At 37.7% G+C, this 16044-nt stretch carries 15 protein-coding genes; 1 reads left to right on the forward strand and 14 read right to left on the reverse strand.

Annotated elements, in window-relative coordinates:
- Nucleotides 1–388: 388 nt before the first annotated feature.
- Complete coding sequence (locus tag JOE23_RS10630; protein WP_204438274.1) at nt 389–952, forward strand: cysteine hydrolase family protein; 564 nt, start codon at nt 389–391, stop codon at nt 950–952.
- Nucleotides 953–1281: 329 nt separating this feature from the next.
- Here the strand turns inward: JOE23_RS10630 and pnpS are convergent, their stop codons facing one another.
- The 14 genes from pnpS to modB form a co-directional block, all read right to left on the reverse strand.
- Nucleotides 1282–2661, reverse strand: coding sequence for a two-component system histidine kinase PnpS (gene pnpS, locus JOE23_RS10635; protein WP_204438275.1), 1380 nt, complete (start codon nt 2659–2661; stop codon nt 1282–1284).
- Nucleotides 2658–3353, reverse strand: coding sequence for a response regulator transcription factor (locus JOE23_RS10640; RefSeq protein ID WP_204438276.1), 696 nt, complete (start codon nt 3351–3353; stop codon nt 2658–2660). The genes pnpS and JOE23_RS10640 overlap by 4 nt, the downstream gene beginning before the upstream one ends.
- A gap of 563 nt (nt 3354–3916) precedes the next feature.
- Nucleotides 3917–5050, reverse strand: a complete 1134-nt coding sequence (locus tag JOE23_RS10645) for a homocitrate synthase/isopropylmalate synthase family protein (protein WP_204438277.1) — start codon at nt 5048–5050, stop codon at nt 3917–3919.
- 121 nt (nt 5051–5171) lie between these two features.
- The gene (locus tag JOE23_RS10650) at nt 5172–5483 is read right to left on the reverse strand and encodes an iron-sulfur cluster assembly accessory protein (protein WP_204438279.1); all 312 of its coding nucleotides are present in this window, start codon (nt 5481–5483) and stop codon (nt 5172–5174) included.
- 2 nt (nt 5484–5485) lie between these two features.
- Entirely contained in the window at nt 5486–5821 is a 336-nt protein-coding gene (locus tag JOE23_RS10655) for a nitrogenase-stabilizing/protective protein NifW (RefSeq protein ID WP_204438281.1), read from the reverse strand.
- Between the two features lie 34 nt (nt 5822–5855).
- Nucleotides 5856–6227, reverse strand: a complete 372-nt coding sequence (gene nifX, locus JOE23_RS10660) for a nitrogen fixation protein NifX (RefSeq protein ID WP_204438284.1) — start codon at nt 6225–6227, stop codon at nt 5856–5858.
- A gap of 17 nt (nt 6228–6244) precedes the next feature.
- The gene (gene nifN / locus JOE23_RS10665) at nt 6245–7531 is read right to left on the reverse strand and encodes a nitrogenase iron-molybdenum cofactor biosynthesis protein NifN (RefSeq protein ID WP_204438286.1); all 1287 of its coding nucleotides are present in this window, start codon (nt 7529–7531) and stop codon (nt 6245–6247) included.
- Between the two features lie 7 nt (nt 7532–7538).
- The gene (gene nifE / locus JOE23_RS10670; RefSeq protein ID WP_239585360.1) at nt 7539–8888 is read right to left on the reverse strand and encodes a nitrogenase iron-molybdenum cofactor biosynthesis protein NifE; all 1350 of its coding nucleotides are present in this window, start codon (nt 8886–8888) and stop codon (nt 7539–7541) included.
- A 43-nt stretch (nt 8889–8931) separates the two neighbouring features.
- On the reverse strand, nt 8932–10461 hold the full coding sequence (gene nifK / locus JOE23_RS10675) for a nitrogenase molybdenum-iron protein subunit beta (RefSeq protein WP_204438288.1): 1530 nt from the start codon (nt 10459–10461) through the stop codon (nt 8932–8934).
- 14 nt (nt 10462–10475) lie between these two features.
- Nucleotides 10476–11915: a nitrogenase molybdenum-iron protein alpha chain gene (nifD, locus tag JOE23_RS10680; protein WP_204438289.1), complete on the reverse strand. Its 1440-nt coding sequence runs from the start codon at nt 11913–11915 to the stop codon at nt 10476–10478.
- 16 nt (nt 11916–11931) lie between these two features.
- Nucleotides 11932–12807, reverse strand: a complete 876-nt coding sequence (nifH, locus tag JOE23_RS10685) for a nitrogenase iron protein (protein ID WP_204438290.1) — start codon at nt 12805–12807, stop codon at nt 11932–11934.
- Nucleotides 12808–12852: 45 nt separating this feature from the next.
- Nucleotides 12853–14277: a nitrogenase cofactor biosynthesis protein NifB gene (gene nifB, locus JOE23_RS10690; RefSeq protein WP_338021912.1), complete on the reverse strand. Its 1425-nt coding sequence runs from the start codon at nt 14275–14277 to the stop codon at nt 12853–12855.
- 365 nt (nt 14278–14642) lie between these two features.
- Nucleotides 14643–15308: an ATP-binding cassette domain-containing protein gene (locus JOE23_RS10695; RefSeq protein WP_204438291.1), complete on the reverse strand. Its 666-nt coding sequence runs from the start codon at nt 15306–15308 to the stop codon at nt 14643–14645.
- An 18-nt stretch (nt 15309–15326) separates the two neighbouring features.
- Nucleotides 15327–16001 carry a molybdate ABC transporter permease subunit gene (modB, locus tag JOE23_RS10700; RefSeq protein ID WP_204438294.1) on the reverse strand — a complete coding sequence of 225 codons (675 nt, stop codon included), beginning with the start codon at nt 15999–16001 and terminating at the stop codon, nt 15327–15329.
- Nucleotides 16002–16044: the final 43 nt, after the last annotated feature.

Genomic DNA, 16044 nt, shown 5'->3' on the forward strand with positions numbered 1-16044 from the left:
TTCAAATACTTACTATATATATTACCACGTTTCCTTTTATAAAACGAACCTTCAGTCAGTGGACGTTCGTTATCTCCTGCCTAAAGAGCTGATCTCTACCTCTATTTTGCAACGGTGTTTTACGGGCGGATATTTGTGATAAAAAAGACTTTTTTTATGCAATAAATATATCAATACACAGATTTCATTTTCATTTTTTGAAAATAATTGAAGCAAGTGTGTTATCATTTAATAGTCTAATCATTTTCAGTGTTTTTAGATAATTTTTAATTTTGGAGGTAGATATTATGATAAATAAATGCAATGTTAACTTAAAAAACAACAAGGGGATTGCGACTAATTAATTAAACCCTTTAGCGTGTCCCCAATCTTGGAAGGGGATAATGATTTGAAACAAATTTTATTAATTATTGATGCACAACAAGCATTACTTGATGGAAATCAGCAAGTAAGTCCAATTTACAAAAAAGAACAACTTATCAAGAACGCAAACAAAGTGATTAAAAAATCAAAACAATCAGATGCTGCAGTTGTATTTGTAAGAGATCTCGATGTCGCTGAAGGAAAAGGTAATGGATTTCACATCCATAGTGACATTCATGTACCCACTGAAGCAAGATTTTTTGATAAAGCCGCCACAAATTGTTTTTATGGAACAGGGCTGTTAGAACATTTAAAATCACAGGACATTGAGCATATTGTCATAATGGGGTGCGAAACACAGCACTGTATAGATAGTGCTGTCAGAACAGCAACTATTAATGGGTTTGATGTCACATTAGTTGGAGATGGACATTCAACGCTAGGTAATGATATTTTGAGTGCGGAACAAATGATAGCACATCATAATGCTACTCTTCATGGTCATTACAATGTTGAACACTTTTCGATTGTCAGAGATTCAGAAGAAGCTTTATTTTGTCCAACTCACGATTCATATAGGTTAAGCTGAAGTATCAGCCTTTTATAGCGTGTGGTCTAGCTTTTGAAAAAGTAACAAATGAGATGAATATGACTTGGTATCCTTTATCATCCAAAAATGGCATGACAGTGTGTTTTGACATGTTGAGGTCGTGCCTACAAAAGCCAGTGGCAAATCATCTCATCCACTTTGGCTTAGAGCACAATGTTAAGTTGTTTCGTTAACCCAACAAATATTCAAGGCCAAAATTAAAAGTGAGTGTTCCATTTCGTTTTGAAATGGAACACTCACTTTATTATGCTAATGGGTGCGAGTTTATAGGAGATATTTGTGCTTTGCTACTCTACTTACTATGATCATTAATTAATTGGTAAGCGGACGCTAAATCTTGAACCCTTATTTAACTCGCTTTTCACATGAATGGAACCGTGATGTGCCTCGACAATGTGCTTAACAATCGCTAATCCCAAACCTGTTCCGCCAGTGTTTCGACTCCGCGCTTTATCAACGCGATAAAAACGCTCAAAAATACGATTAAGCATGCTGCGCGGAATACCAATACCATTATCTTTTATCGCTACTTCACAAGCGTGATTTATTTTCTTTGCTTCAATGTAGATCGCTCCATCATTGGGTGTATAATTAATGGCATTATATAAGAGATTTAAAATCACTTGTTTTAATCGGGCTGCATCTCCTGTCAAGATTAAATCTTCATCAAACTTAAAATTTAACGTAATTGCCTTTTTCTCGGCTTGACCGCGAACAATATCGATACTCTCTTCAATCAAATTGACTATATTAACTTTCGATAGCTTCAACTTCATTTCTTCTTTTTCTAGCTTAGATAATTCCAATAAATCATGAATCAATGCTTGAAGGCGATCACTCTCGTTGTATATAATCGTTAAAAACTTACGTTGTACAGTTGCATCCGTTGCATCATCATCCAAAATTGTTTCTGCAAATCCCTTAATTGAGGTAATAGGTGTTTTAAGTTCGTGAGAGACATTAGCAACAAAATCTTTGCGCATTTGCTCAACTCTTTTTAAATCAGTAATATCATGAAAGACAAGGACAACACCTCTTAAGTCATGTTTCTCATTAAAGAAAGGTGCTCCAACAATTTCAATATAGCTTTTTTTCGAATCATGTTCTAAAGTAATCGATTCCTTTACCGTCTGTTCATATAAAAAAGCTTCTTGAACCGTTTGATGAATCTTGCGTCTATCTATCACTTCATAATATAGTTTGTCATGATAATCAGCAACGCTTTTACCGAATTGTTCAGTAAATTTACGATTAACGAGATGGACATAACCTTGTTCATCGATCAGCATAATACCACTTTCCATATTATCAATTACTGTTCGCAATTGCCTATCATGCATCTTCTCTTGGCGATTTAAATCTTGCAAATTACGAGCAAGCCGGTTGACTGAATAAGCAAGACGCCCCGTATCGTGATGAAAACTCTCTTGCGCTCTTACTTTATAATTCCCTTTTATTAATTCATTTAGAATAGCTGTTATACCTTTAACTGGCTTCACATAATTAAGGTAAATTTGATAAAACAAAACAATGATAACAGCATAGGATCCTATTAAAATCATTGCGGCAATCGCCCGATCTCCTCCACTCGTTAATGGCACAATTAAAGCTAACAAAGCTAAAAAGAGTAAACTTGCGATCACAGCATAGCTGAAAAACAAACGAATAGGGGTTTGTTTCTGCTTCATTTATATGGATCCTCCATTTTATAACCAAGTCCACGAATGGTTTTAATATAAATAGGTTGCTTCGTGTCAGGTTCAATTTTTTCACGAAGATGACTAACGTGAACATCTACGATTCTTGTATCTCCAGAAAAATCGTAGTTCCAGACCGCACTTAACAATTGATCACGAGATAACACTTTACCTTTATGCCGCGCTAAATATAATAATAATTCAAATTCTTTTCGCGTGAAGGTAAGGAGTTGGTCGTTCATCATTGCCTCATACTGCTCTGGATATATTGATAACTCTCCAATTGTAAGGTGAGGTGGGGCTGTCTCCACTTCTTTATTCGTTCGACGTAAGATCGCTTTAATTCGGGCAATAACTTCTTTAGGACTGAAAGGTTTTGTCAAGTAATCGTCAGCACCTAATTCTAAACCTAATATCTTATCAAATTCATCATCCTTAGCAGTTAACATAAGGATAGGCGTATCGACCTTTTGCTGACGCAATTGTTTACACACTTCTGTTCCTTCCATTCCTGGCAACATTAAATCAAGTATAATGAGGTCATAACTATCGTTTGTAGCTAACGATAAACCGTCTACACCTGTATAAGCCACTGTTGTTTTAAAACCCGCTTTTTCAATATTATATTGTAGTAACGTGACAATCGATTCTTCATCATCGACAATTAATATTTTTTGATTCATCTCTGATCCCCCTCATCCTTCTACTCTCAATGATACATTGCTATAAATGGATTGTGAACAGAAATCACAAATTAACGTGTTAATTTTTATTTACAATGTTAATTTTATGTAAAGACAGCTAAAAATAATCTTCATATCAATAAAATTTTTAAATGCGATGGAATCTGTAATGATTTTTGTTTACCTGGAGTAATAATTAAATCATCGAATGATACTTGAGATATCTGAAGTCGTGTCTGTGGAAGAATCGAAATAAAACGAACCTTCAATCAGTGAGCGTTTTCGTTCTTTTCCTCCTGATTGGTTGCTGAGTGGATCAAGCGTCCGTTATCTCCAAGCTAAATAGATTTGCTCTACTCTCTATGCTAAGACGAGCGTTTTAAGAACGGTTGTCTGTGATAAAATACATGAATAACTTTTTCTATTTTAAGCGTGGTTAAGTTACGAAATATAAGAGATGTAGATTAATAAGCAAGTAAAAGGAACAGGGCTAAAGTCACTAGTCCAGACCATTGTAAAAAGATACAATTAAATACTAGGGTAGATGCAAAGGTCCTCTAATTCTAAACGATGATACTACCTTTAGATTGCTGATATAGTTTTGTTAAATCTGACTGTTTTACTTCTTTTTTCTCTACAGTCATTTGACGTAAACGACTTAGTAAAGCTTCTAATTCTGCTCGCTCAAGTTGCATACCTTTCTCTTCAAAAAAATGAGCCAATGATGCTATCCCCGAATGCTTACCTACCATAAACTGATGACTTTTCCCAACTTCTTTAGGGTCAAACATTTGGTATGTCAATTGATTTTTTAGTAAGCCATCAACATGGATACCTGATTCATGTGTATAAACCATCCCTCCAACAATGGGCTTTGCTTCGGGAATTACTCGACCGGACGCTCGACTAACAAGATCAGAAAGCAAGTGCAAACAGGAGGCGTCAATTGCTATCTCACCATCGTATAAATGTTTCCAGCCCATCACAACCTCTTCAAACGGAGCATTTCCAGCTCGTTCGCCTAAACCTAAGATTGTCGTACTTGCCCATTTAGCGCCAGCTGAGATAGCTTCTAAAGTGTTTGCCGTTGCCATACCAAAGTCATTATGGCAATGAATTTCCATTTCAATCCCCTTAGGACAGTATTTTAGGATTTGCTTTATGTTAGCAACGGTCTTCTTTGGCGTAAGGGCGGAAACGGTATCAGCATAACGATATTTTATTATCCCAAACTGATCAACGTGATGGATAAGATCTACTAGAAAGAATGGATCACTTCTTGAAGCATCTTCAAAACCTATTGAAACATATAAATTTGCTGCTTTAGCATATTCAACTGCTTTTAATAACTTCAGAACAATATCCGTTCTTTTTAAACGAAGCTTGTGCTGAATCTGGATATCAGATGTAGGGATCGAGATATGCACACTCGAAACACCGGCCTTAATTGAAGCATCAATATCATCAATTAAGGCCCTATTCCATGTAAGTAATTGAATAGGAAGCGCCATATCGACCAACGATTGAATTGTTTGTTGTTCTGTTAGTCCCATTGCTGGAATCCCTATTTCTGCTTGTTCAACCCCCACCTCAGTCAATAATTTTAAAATCGCTTGCTTTTCTTCAGCCAGAAAATTTACCCCAGCAGTTTGTTCACCATCTCTTAGCGTTGTATCACAAAATTGTATTCCACTCACTTTCATCCCTCCCGCGTATGTTATCGTTCAACCCAAAATAAAGCGATATTTATTTGAACTCTATTAACTGGACACGCTATAACTCACCTAGCCATTTCAAAGGTTTATTTAGTCATTAACTTCAAAAACAATCAATCATGCAAGAGGCACAATCTAATTGATTTTCCATAATAAAAAGACCCTCAACCCCTTCTTCCTCTAATACAAAAACAAGTGTGGAATTTAATAAAGGACTAGATGCAACACTTGTACATATAGTAAATCCATCCTCTTTTTGGACAATATCATCATTTGCTATCTGATCATCCCAAAACAGTTGATAGCTTAGTTTGCCCTTTTTTTCTGTTGCATGAACACGAAGATAATAATTGATCAAATCGTGCGCCTTTATATAAGCAACAATTCGCTTCTTTGCTTCATCAGTGATATGCATATTTATCGCTCTCCTTCATCACTTGTTTTAAGTTTTTTAATATCTGAGAACGGTATAAATGTCCCGTAATTTTTATAAAACTCTGGGAAAAATTTTTTCCTTACAGGTGTTGGCTTGACAAAATCGCCATAAGCTCGGAATAAATATGCACGTTGGGTTCGCCATACATCTTTAATTGCAGAATCAGCATCCAGTAAACCCGCATCCTCTAGATATGATCTAAACGTCTTTAAAATATGCATACGAGAAACATTTAAAATTTGTGGATGAAAAGGTACTTGAAAATAAGCAAAAAAATCCTCAGCATCTTGCAACTCATTCATTGGATTTTTACTCATCTTACCCTATACCTCCCTTCACACGATGGATTTATTATATGCTTTGCTCATTTAAAACCTTTCGCAACCACAATGGCGGCGTATTTTGCAACATCATTAATAACCGATCCAGTTGTTCTTTAATCAATGCACCTTCTTGTACTTTTACAGGCATTACTTTTGCTCGTGTTACACGTGCAGCAGCAGCAGGACCAATTTGTGTAATGAATAAAATTGTGCAATCTTTAATCGCATCTAGTCGTACTTCAATCTTATCAATATCATCTTCTCCATTATCTTCCTCGATAACTTTTGTCATATATTGTTCATATTGATACTTATCGATATTATAGATGGTAAAGTTTTTGGCATAGCCAAAATGGGAATTAATAGTTACACCATCACTTGATGAAAAACCAACCTTCATCTGATCACCTTCCTTCATTAAATAATCACTTGACTTATGGCAAGTAATAGCTCAATTGTGCCTCGAAATCCGACTTGCCTTCGGTAACCATTAGCGATTTGACCCGTTATTGGAAACCCAATTGGCATAAAGGGAATAGATAAACGGCCAGCACCTTGTTGTCCATGAGAATTACTCAACCAAAATTCAGCAGCGTCTGATCCTCTCTCTAAATCATCCAAATCCCCTATCTCAACTGTCTCCTCCATTGTTTTTAAAGCAGGGGTTGCATAAGAACTGACTAATTTAGCAGGCATACAACCTAGCTCTTTTAAGAACATCACTAGTGTATAAAGATGATCAGGTTCTGATGCCATTGCATAAGATTTACCGCCAAAATAGAAATGACTATCCACCATTGCATCAATTAATTGCTTACGTTCCCATTGATAACGAGACGGAACTGGGGATTGTGTAAAATTCTTAAGCCACGAGAAGAAATGATCAACTTTTTCCAGACCCGTTAACGAATCAAATAAGATATAAGGGATATCATGCAACTCCTCGATGATCTGACCCGCCTTTTCCATACTATTTCCGACGACAATAGTTAACTGAGCAGATGCTATTTTTTTCAGATCTGTAAGCGTGCTTCCACCTTGAGTTAAAGGAGAATAGCCGTCGGCCAGTGTGGCAGAAAGGGAGTGAGATAAATCAGGGAACGTCATAACTTCCAAGCCAAAATCTGATAAAATCGTTTTGATTTCCATTACATCACCAGATGTTAGATGGGAACCGGGAATTAGGTTCACTCTATTCCCTTGCTTCTTCACTGGTCGATTCTCCAGTATACAGTGAGATAATTCCACTATAAAAGCTTCAACCGTACGTGCATAACCCGACTCCAATGAGCCCTCGAAATCAGGAAGTGAGACTGGAAAGATCAGCCGTAAATCTGTAGGATCGTTTTCCCGATAATTTTTAAGGTTTTTTTCCATATCATCATCTACAGTTTCAGACAATGCTGTACTTAATACAGCTATAACAGATGGGTCATTTTTATCTATAACGGTATCGATTGCTTTAATCATATTCTGCTCCGCCCCAAAAATAATGTCCAGCTCTGTCAATGCTGTTGTTTGTAGTGCAACGGGATCACGGTAATGATTAGTCATCAACGCTTTAATAAAGGCCGCACATCCCTGAGCACTATGTAAAATAGGAATTGAGCGGAAAATACCTTGCAGTGCTAAAACACCACCAACTGTTTGGCTAATCTTCAATGAATTAATCACCAGTTTTTTTTCACTAAAGCATATGGTCATATTTAATTTACTCCTTCCAAGGCGGATCTAATTTAGCAAGCTTCCATACCGGGTGTTGGAGTGCAGTTACGAGGTGCCGAGCCATCTGTCTAAAACCTGTATAACCAGCGTATGCATGATCGCGCTCTTGATTTATTTCAAGAAAAGGTATCCGCTCTTTTAGCGCAACATAAATGTTTCGACCGCCAGCAATAAGAATATCACCTTGCTTCTTCTTAAAAGTCTCCAAAACAACACGAGCACCACGAGAATCAATGAGTAGCGCATCCTCTCCAACTAAATCTTTGATTCTGACAATGTCCTCTTGACTGCTTTTACTGATTCCAACACCAACGACTTCCATCCCCAATTCTTGTAAAGCGGATATGACTGACCAGCTTTTTACGCCACCGGTATATAAAAGGGCTCGCTTTCCTTTCAATACTTTCCGAGCTTCCTTGAGTGCTTGTTCTATTTTCTTTTCTTCATTGGCAGTAAAAACTGCTACATTATCTATTAATCTCTGGTCACCAAATAATCTAGCAATTTTCCTTAATGAATAACTAGTCTGTTTTGCCCCATAGAAAGAACCTTCAAAATAAGGAATTTCATACTTGTCTTCCATATGCCGTGCGACATTAATAAGTGCCCTGCCACAAACGACCATATTAACTTTTGCTCGATGAGCCCACTGTACCTCTTTAAAATGACTGTCACCAGTAATCCTTGATAATAAGCGAATACCAAGCTGCTTAAGAAGGTCTTCAATATCCCACATTTCTCCCGCTATATTGTATTCACCTATAAAATTTAGATCAAAAGGGGTTTGAAACGGAGGATCTTCTGTCCCAATAACGTAATCAATCAAAGCTTGACCAGCCAGTCGATTTCCTGAATTTTTACTACCTGAAAACCCTGGACTATTGACCGGAATGATTGGGATGGCATGTCGCTTCGATGCTTGGTGACAAATGGCATCTAAATCAACACCAATAAGTGCTGTGACACATGTAGCATAGACGAAAATAGCCGGCGGCTGAAATCGTTGAATAATCTCGTTAATTGATTTAACTAATTTATCATCACCACCAAAAATAATATCTTGCTCACTTAGGTCCGTTGTCAGACCATAGCGGTAAAGCGAGGAACCTGAACTTAGGCTCCCTCTTCTTTCCCAACTATTTCCTCCACAAGCAAGGGGACCATGGACAAGATGAGCTGCATCAGCAATTGGCAAAAGGGTTATTTGTGCCCCATCAAAAGCACAGCCACCATTTGATTGACCGGGTTTAGCTGGTGCACAGCCTTGCTGACCTGATTGAGCTTGATTATGCTGACAAGCTGGTTCTTGGAAGGCATTTATCATATGGTTTTTCATTAAATCAATCCCTTTCCCATCAAAATAGGGTTATTAACATCACTTATCTTACTGCATCAAAGCTATAATCCGGTGCATGTTCATCAAGCGCTTGTAAGATCGTATTCACAACCGTTGTTAGTACATTTAGAGCACCTTGGTAACCAATAATCGGATAACGGTGCATATGATGGCGATCAAAAATAGGGAAGCCAATTCGAACGAGTGGAATACCAGCATCCTTAGTGGCATATTTCATATTCGTATTGCCAATTGCAAAATCTACTGGCTCAGTTAGAAGCAGAGACCTTAAATGCCATAAATCTTTCCCAACATAAACCGTTGATTCAGCTCCATAAGGGCTTGATTGTAATAATTCCTCTGCCTCAACTTGAAAATTCTTATTCCCATTTGTACAAACAATATGAACGGGTTCCATCCCCACTTCTAAACAAAACGAGATTAACCCAAGTAGCAAATCAGGATCGCCGGATAGTGCAACACGTTTCCCGTGCAAATAGGCCTGAGAGTCTGTATAGGCATCAACAACTTGACCACGCTCAGCAATTAATGATTGAGGTACTTCCACACCGGTCAAATCACTAATCTGCTCTACAAATTGATCGGTGGCCTTAATGCCGATAGGGGGGCAGGTTGTCACCACAGGTTGCTCCCATTTTTCTTCAATATACTTTGCCGTCTTTCGAGTTGAGTACTTCTGTAAAAGTATTGTACCTTTAGCGCTTGGTGATTGCTGGACAGCGACCAGCTTTGTCCCTCCATAAAAATATTTATACTGGCCAGTTGCTGGTGAATTTAGATTTTCACTATGATCGCCTAAAATGGTATACGCCACATTCATGGTATTTAAAATATGTTTAATTTCAGCAAAATTTCCCGTATAAGTATCATAACCAAGGATAATATTTATCGCTTCACTTGGCTCCTTATATGAAAGTCCGTTATCTTTTTCAGACAGATGACTTAAAATAGCACGCATCATATTGTCATATCCTTCATTATGTGAGCCAACAAAGCTCGGCGTGTTTGCATATGGCAGTGGAAAATCGGAAGCAACTACTTTTTCTTTTTTTGCATTTTCTATAAAAGCGCCCAAATCGTCTCCAATAACTTCGGCCATACATGTCGTACTAATTGCAATCATTTTAGGCTTGTATAAGGCTTGACAATTTTCCAACCCTTCTATTAAATTGCGCATGCCGCCAAACACTGCACCATCTTCTGTCATCGATGAAGAAACTGCAGGAACTGGCTCTTTGAAATGCCGAGCAAAGTGGCTTCTAAAATAAGCAACACAGCCTTGTGAACCATGGACATAAGGAAGCGTTCCTTCAAAGCCCAGTCCTGCTAGAACCGCGCCAAGTGGCTGGCAAGCTTTATTAGGATTTATCGCCGCTGCCTCACGGTTAAAATTCACCGCTTTATAGTCATCTGTTTTTAAATATGCCTCCATCTTTTCAATTTCTTCGCTTGAACAAGGCATTTCAAATTGCTGTTTATTCTCTGCTTGTTTTACATACCTTTCCTCTTGGAACAAAGTGTTATGATCCTTCAAATTTGTAGAATTATCCACCTAGTTTCCTCCTTTTAAAATGGTACTTCTATCAAGTCCCAAACTGGACTATTTATGGCACTATCCATATCCTTAGCAAACACTTTAAATCCATCGAAACCATGATAAGGACCGCTATAATCCCAAGAGTGCATTTGCCTAAATGGTACTCCCGTTTTATGATATACATACTTTTCTTTAATCCCAGCTCCTATTAAATCCACATCGAGATGCTCTGAAATATACTCTAAATCAAATGAAGTTGGATCATCATAAACAATCGCCCCCTCCTGAAGCTCTTGAAACGTTTTTTCATAATCATCTTTATGGGCGAACTCATGACCAGTTGCAACAATTTCCATACCTAAATCTTCGTAAGCACCGATTGTATGGCGTGAACGCAGGCCACCAGTAGCTAACATCACCTGCTTACCCTTAAGTCTTGGCAAATACTTGTTTATGGTCTCGGCCATTTCATTAAGATATTTCCCAATGACTTTTTCAGCGTTTTTTTGAATCGAATCATCAAAGTAAGAAGCAATTTTTCTTAAGCTTTCAATCGTTTTACTTGGACCAAAAAAATTGTACTCAACATATGGCGTGCCATATTTTTTTTCCATTTCCTTAGCCATATAATTCATCGATCGATAGCAATGCACAAGATTTAGCTTTGAATGGTGCGTAATAGCCAGTTCATTGATCGAGCCATCACCAGACCACTGGGCAACAACTCTTAACCCCATTTCTTCTAACAAGATTCTACTTGCCCAAGCATCGCCACCAATATTATAATCACCGATAATTGCCACATCATATGGACCAGTTTCTGCAAGCTCACGTGTCCCCATTAAATGATCTCGAATAGCGTCGTTTGCAATATGGTGCCCTAACGATTGGCTAACTCCTCTAAACCCTTCACAATTCACAGGAATGACCGGCATATCAAGTTCTTTAGACATTTTCTTCGCAACAGAATTAATATCATCACCAATTAGACCGACTGGACATTCTGATTGAATAGAAATGCCTTTAGCTAATGGAAATATATCCTTTATTTCACGGCATAGTTGCTCAAGTTTTTTATCGCCACCGAAGACGATATCCCGTTCTTGAAAATCACTTGTTACTTGCATGGCTGTGAAATTATTAATACCGAGCTTTCCGTTGGCATAATTCCGTCTCGTTCCCCAACTGTATTGCCCACAACCTACCGGGCCATGACTGATGTGGACCATATCCTTGATTGGCCCCCATACTACACCTTTGGATCCTGCATAAGCACAACCTCTAATCGTCATGACGCCAGGGCGTGATTTCTTGTTTGATTTAATTGAACACTTACCTGATTCAATGTTTTCTTCATCAGAAACGTCAAAGTGTTTTTTCCTAAACTTTCTTGATCGTTCTGGGTAAACCTCTAGCAGTTCTTCAATCAGTGCTTGTTTTTCTGCAACCACTTTTACATTCAACCCCATCACCCTCCTGTTAAATTTATTTTGTCGCCTCTTCCATGTTTAGTTTTTTTATTTTTTCAGTGTCATCTTCAATGACACCGTACTCAAGTAACAAATCTTCTAGTTCATCCATTTCAATTGGGGTAGGAACAGTTAATTTATCATTGTCTAAAATTTTCTGTGCTAGCATTTCATATTCTTTAGCCTGTGCATGCTCTGGATCATACTGTGCTACCGTCATGCGACGCAATTCTGCATGTTGAACGATATTATTTCTTGGTACAAAGTGGATCATTTGTGTATTAAGTCGACGTGCTAATTCTGAAATCAACTCAGCTTCCCGATCCGTGTTCCTGCTGTTACAAATCAAGCCACCTAACCGAACACCATCTTCATTACTCGAATATTTTAGAATACCTCTGGCAATATTATTTGCAGCATACATAGCCATCATCTCACCAGAAACAACGATATAGATTTCCTTTGCTTTATTCTCTCGAATCGGCATTGCAAAGCCACCACATACAACATCCCCAAGAACATCATAGGAGATAAAATCTTTCCCGTCATATGCCCCCTCCTCTTCTAAAAAGTTTATCGACGTAATAATTCCTCGACCCGCACATCCAACCCCTGGTTCTGGACCACCTGATTCAACACATTCAATACTTCCAAAACCCTTTGCCAACACATCCTCCAAATCAAGGTCCTCGACAGTTCCTATTTTTGCTGCTTCCTCTAATACCGTGTTTTGTGACTTTTGATTTAGGATTAGTCGTGTCGAATCAGCCTTCGGATCACAACCAACAATCATTATCTTTTGCCCCATCTTTGTGGCTAATTGAGCCAATGTATTTTGTGATGTAGTTGATTTTCCAATTCCGCCCTTACCGTAGAAAGCGATCTGTCTCATTGTTAAACAACCTCCTCATTTTTTTTCTTGATTTTTGATTTGCGACTAACTAAAAGAGGGTTCTTCGATTGGATGATTTGTTTCTGGATTCATGTAATGGTAATATTTCCTGCTTTCATATAACAAATCTTCTATCTCACCCGATTTAATAACGGGGATAATTCCTTGTTCACACATATATTTTTGCGGAACTGCACCCATGCCTGATGACAATAAAATTTGACAGTCACTTAAAATAGCCTTCGTTTCGTCTAAAATAGAGATTTTTTCTGACCCACAATTCACCTTCCCTCCAACACAATATGACTGTACCTTTCTGACACCGATAAATTTGATCGTAGCTTCGGTAACATCAAAAATTAAAAAATCTTTTGCATGACCAAAATGTAAGTTAACCCTACCCTCCCCTCGGGTTGTTACAGCGATCCTGACAATTGACATATCAGTTTCTTTTTCCAAAGCCGGACTTCTCTCCTTTCCTTCTCTTCTTCTCTTCATTTTCTGTTCCACCTGATCTTGATACGCTGCTCTTGCCTGTACGTTATAATCAATTTCGCTATTAAGGAACCTCTCTTTTGTAAACTCAGCACTCCGATCTTCGCCTAACAATCCAATTGCATCAGCTCTACATTGGTGACAATGCTTCATTATCTTTAGGTGACCAACATCCTGACAGTTTTCCTGTACGTTTTGCAATTCTAATGCTGTCGGATTTCTGATACCATTTTTCATAAAAACAGTATCTGGTGTAACAATTAGAGGCATTACATTATGAATAAAAGCCCCTTTGGCTGTGATCACCTCTGCTACTTTTTTCAAATGATCGGCATTAATATCAGGGATCAGCACAGAGTTCACTTTTACTAAAATGCCAAGTGCAACTAATGCTTCTAAACCTCTTAATTGTCTGTCAATAAGAATTTGGGCGGCTTCTAAACCTTTGTATCGCTTTCGCTTATAGTAAATCCATGAATAAATTTCCTTTCCTATTTCTGGATCAACTGCATTAATCGTAATTGTTACGTGATCAATATTTAATGCCTTAATTTGGTCAATATGATCCAATAACGTTAAGCCATTCGTACTTAAGCATAAGCGTAAATCTGAAGCGTGCTCTGCAATTCCTTTAAAAGTAGCAAATGTTCTCTCTGGATTTGCCAGTGGATCACCAGGACCTGCAATCCCAATAACAGACAGTTGTTTCATACCGCTTGCAACAAATAATACCTTTTTCACAGCTTCATCTGGGGTAATTAGCTCACTAACAACACCCGGTCTACTTTCATTTGCACAATCAAACTTACGACTACAAAAATTACAACTAATGTTACACTTTGGTGCAACTGCTACATGCATTCGAGCAAAATGATGATGTGCCTCTTCACTGTAACAGGGGTGGCGAGCCGTTTTTTCTTCAGTACTTTGAGAAGTTCTTTTTTCCTCAACTGTAATAAGATCACCCTCCTTTATTTATTTTTTAAAAAAATAAAAACAAGTGGACTCATGCTGATAATTGTATAAAAATAACAATTTTATAGATTTATCTTAATTTTTAGAATATTCTGAATCAATAGGATTGTTATATATTCTAACAGTATTGCGGCCTATCTATTCACATTTTTGTCACTTTTGTTAGTTTTTTCATCCGAAATATATTAGGGTGAATATATGTCACCTCTTAGGGTTAATCGCTTACATTCATTCATTTAAAACATTTCAAAAATTTACACAATAAATAATCGAACAATCATTTGATTAAGATCATGATTGTTCGACTATTGTTTGCTATAAATAAATGTTCTCAAGCGGACGAGATTAGTTAGCAACTCACTAAATTAAGCCATAAATTCATTCGCTACGATTGAATTTACAGACATTTTTTCTCGTTTGATCACCTTTCCTTGATCGATATGATATATGAAATGCCCAAGTTTTCGCGCTTCCTCGTAATCATGCGTGACAAGTATGATAGGAATCCCCCAAATACGATAGAGCTCCATTAAGGAACGATAACACTCTTTTTTTAACTGTTGATCTAAATTTGAGAATGGCTCATCAAGCAATAATACTTTCGGCTCAGTTGCCAACGCACGCGCAAGTGCCACGCGTTGTTTTTCTCCACCTGAGATTTGATGAGGATATTTGGTTTTTAACTGAGAAATTGCGAGTGTATCAATGACCCGGATTACCAACTTTTCTTGCTTTGCACCATACATAATGTTTTTTAGAACGTTCATATGTGGGAAAAGTGCATAATCTTGAAATAAGTAGCCGACCTCTCGCTTACTTAAGGGTAATGCCCTCATCTTCGTTTGATAAAATCTTATGTCATTTAGCTGAATTAAACCTTTATCAGGATGATCTAAGCCAGCAATGCAATTGAGCACGGTTGTTTTCCCCGACCCTGAAGGACCATACAGTACTACTATTTCATTTCCCATCTCCACTTTCAGGTCAAGGTTAAACTGTGCGAGTTGCTTAAATAGTTTTAGTCGCAACACAAGTATCTCTCCTTCAAGCTAATTTCTTTTGTATTTAAGCATCTTTTTTTTACTCCAAAGGTTTAACCACAATACTGCGCTATACCCAAGTATGACAAGGATTCCTGTCCAAATCGCTGCCAGTCGGTTATTTCCGGATTGAACTGCAAAATATATTGTCATTGGTACTGTGTCAGTTCTTCCTGGAATATAACCAGCTAGCATTAACGTTGCACCAAATTCACCGATAGCACGTGCAAAAGTAAGAACCAAGCCTGCTAACAGGCCCGGCCAAGCCAGAGGGAACGCTATCGTCCAAAACACTCTAAATCTTGATGCCCCCATTGTTAGCGCGGCATTCTCAAATTTTTGATCGTAGCTAGAAAATGCCGCATAAGCACTTTGATACATTAATGGAAATGCCACAACGATTGCAGCAATTAATGCGCCAATCCAGTTAAAAACAACTTGAATACCAAACCAATCACTTAGAATCACACCAATCAACCCATTTCTATTAAACAAATAAAGCAAAATGAAGCCAACAACAGTTGGTGGCAATACAATCGGCAAAAGAAAAAATGATTCGATCAAGTCTTTGCCACAAAATTCTCTTTTACTGAAAAACCGAGCGGTGAACATAGCGAAAAAAAATACTAGAAAGGTCGCAATAGTGGAAACCCGAAGTGACAACAAAAGCGGTTCAAAGGACATATTGTCGGACTAATAGCTTCTTGTTAACTACTTTACTACATAT

The organism is Amphibacillus cookii (genome assembly GCF_016908375.1).
GTDB classification, from domain to species: domain Bacteria; phylum Bacillota; class Bacilli; order Bacillales; family Amphibacillaceae; genus Amphibacillus_C; species Amphibacillus_C cookii.

What these genes read in the sequence shown, in the direction of transcription:
- pnpS (WP_204438275.1), bottom strand. Translation starts at nt 2,661, where the DNA reads ATGAAGCAGAAACAAACCCCTATTCGTTTGTTTTTCAGCTATGCTGTG.
- JOE23_RS10640 (WP_204438276.1), bottom strand. Translation starts at nt 3,353, where the DNA reads ATGAATCAAAAAATATTAATTGTCGATGATGAAGAATCGATTGTCACG.
- JOE23_RS10650 (WP_204438279.1), bottom strand. Translation starts at nt 5,483, where the DNA reads ATGCATATCACTGATGAAGCAAAGAAGCGAATTGTTGCTTATATAAAG.
- JOE23_RS10655 (WP_204438281.1), bottom strand. Translation starts at nt 5,821, where the DNA reads ATGAGTAAAAATCCAATGAATGAGTTGCAAGATGCTGAGGATTTTTTT.
- nifX (WP_204438284.1), bottom strand. Translation starts at nt 6,227, where the DNA reads ATGAAGGTTGGTTTTTCATCAAGTGATGGTGTAACTATTAATTCCCAT.
- nifN (WP_204438286.1), bottom strand. Translation starts at nt 7,531, where the DNA reads ATGACCATATGCTTTAGTGAAAAAAAACTGGTGATTAATTCATTGAAG.
- nifE (WP_239585360.1), bottom strand. Translation starts at nt 8,888, where the DNA reads ATGAAAAACCATATGATAAATGCCTTCCAAGAACCAGCTTGTCAGCAT.
- nifD (WP_204438289.1), bottom strand. Translation starts at nt 11,915, where the DNA reads ATGGGGTTGAATGTAAAAGTGGTTGCAGAAAAACAAGCACTGATTGAA.
- nifH (WP_204438290.1), bottom strand. Translation starts at nt 12,807, where the DNA reads ATGAGACAGATCGCTTTCTACGGTAAGGGCGGAATTGGAAAATCAACT.
- modB (WP_204438294.1), bottom strand. Translation starts at nt 16,001, where the DNA reads ATGTCCTTTGAACCGCTTTTGTTGTCACTTCGGGTTTCCACTATTGCG.